The 1,752-nt window shown below is 70.7% G+C and carries 2 protein-coding genes; one reads left to right on the forward strand and one right to left on the reverse strand.

The features are described from left to right. Positions 1–564: HtaA domain-containing protein (locus tag ACWGIU_RS37200; RefSeq protein ID WP_453712482.1), on the reverse strand; the 564-nt coding region annotated here is incomplete at its 3' end. A 116-nt stretch (positions 565–680) separates the two neighbouring features. Here ACWGIU_RS37200 and ACWGIU_RS37205 point away from each other — a divergent pair. Continuing rightward, complete coding sequence (locus ACWGIU_RS37205) at positions 681–1,694, forward strand: heme/hemin ABC transporter substrate-binding protein (RefSeq protein ID WP_453712483.1); 1,014 nt, start codon at positions 681–683, stop codon at positions 1,692–1,694. The last annotated feature ends 58 nt before the right edge of the window (positions 1,695–1,752 follow it).

Genomic DNA, 1,752 nt, shown 5'->3' on the forward strand with positions numbered 1-1,752 from the left:
GTAGTAGCCGGCGAAGGCCTCGGCGCCTTCCGCGGTGAGGGTGGCGGGAATGTTCGTGAGGGTCAGCGGGCCTGCGCCGCCCTTCATGTCGATGCCGCCGACGCCGAGCGAGGCGAAGGCGACCTGCGGCCGGCTGGTGACCGCGCCGCTGTCCTTGGCCTTGCTGGAGACGTCGACGTACAGGGTGCCCTTGCCGCCGGAGACCTTGACGGTGGGGCGACTGATGGTCATGTCCAGTTCGTGGACACCGTCGGGCTTCTGGTGGCCCTGGAAGGTCACCCCGCCGGAGTAGGAGGCCTCGAAGGTGCCGGAGTCGGGGTCGTAGGAACCGGCCGCGGAGTGGAAGCGGAAGAGACTGCCGCCCACGGTGGCGGCGCCACTCTTCAGCTTGAAACCACCTTTTGCCACCGGACCGGTGACATAACTCTGGAAGGACGATTTGATGCCCCAGTCGAGTCGACCCCCCTGCACGGTGCCCGCCCGGGCCGCGGTCGCCGGGAGCAGAGCGCCCAGCAGGGCCGCCAACAGGGCGACGGCCAACGCACGGACGGGACTTGTGGGCATGGAACGCCCCCTCCTGGGCCTAGCGAGCAAGGTTAGGCTAACCTAAGCTAACCCCGGCCGGATGAACACCCCCCCGGTCTCCAGAACCTCAGTCGGACGACCAGGACGGTGCCTTCGTGCCTACGCCCGCCGCGTCACACCGCTTTCCCCGTCTCGCAGTTGCCGTGGCAGCACTGGCCCTCGCGCTGACGGCCTGCGGAGGTACGGCCACCACCCCGGGCTCATCCGCCCCCGGCGCAGCCGCGGTCCCGGACCGACTGGAGCCGCTCCCGACGCCACAGCCCGCCCTGCCGGTCACCGTGCCCTCGGCCGACGGCGCCCAGGTCACGATCACGTCCGCGGACCGGGTCGTCCCCCTCAGCGGCAGCCTCAACGAGATCGTGCACACCCTGGGCCTCGGCAAGCAGGTCGTCGCCCGGGACATCACGGCCACCTTCGAACAGGCCGCCCCGCTGCCGGTGGTGACGCGTGGACACGACGTCTCCGCCGAGAGCGTGCTCTCGCTGCGCCCGACGCTGGTGATCGCGGAGACCACCAGCGGTCCTGGAGAAGCGATTCAGCAGGTCCGCGACGCCGGCGTACCGGTCCTGGTCATCGCCCCTGCCAAAGGCCTGGACGACGTCCCGACGCGGATCGACGCCGTGGCGGCCGCGCTCGGCGTCAAGGAGGCCGGTACGCAGCTGAACCAGCGCACCGCCGACCGGATCGCCACCGTCCGCAAGGACATCCCGGCCGCCTCCGGCAAGAAGCCCCGGGTGGCCTTCCTCTACCTGCGCGGCACCGCCTCCGTCTACCTGCTCGGCGGTTCGGACTCCGGAGCCGCGTCACTGCTGGAGGCGGCCGGCGCGGTCGACACGGGCAAGGACTCCGGACTCGGCAAGGACTTCACCCCGATCACCAGCGAGGCCCTGGCGGCCGCCGCCCCCGACGCGATCCTCGTCATGTCCAAGGGCCTCGAATCGGTCGGCGGGATCGACGGCCTGGTCAAGATCCCGGGCGTCGCCCAGACCCCGGCCGGCATGGACCGCCGCGTGGTCACGGTCGACGACGGCGTCCTCCTCAACTACGGCCCCCGCACCGACCAGGTCCTCTCCTCGCTGATCACCCAGCTCTACAACAAGGGCGCCTGACATGACCCTCTACGACCCGGAAGCCAGAAACCGGGCCGATTCCGACGCGCCGGAAACC

Source organism: Streptomyces sp. NPDC054840 (assembly GCF_053611065.1).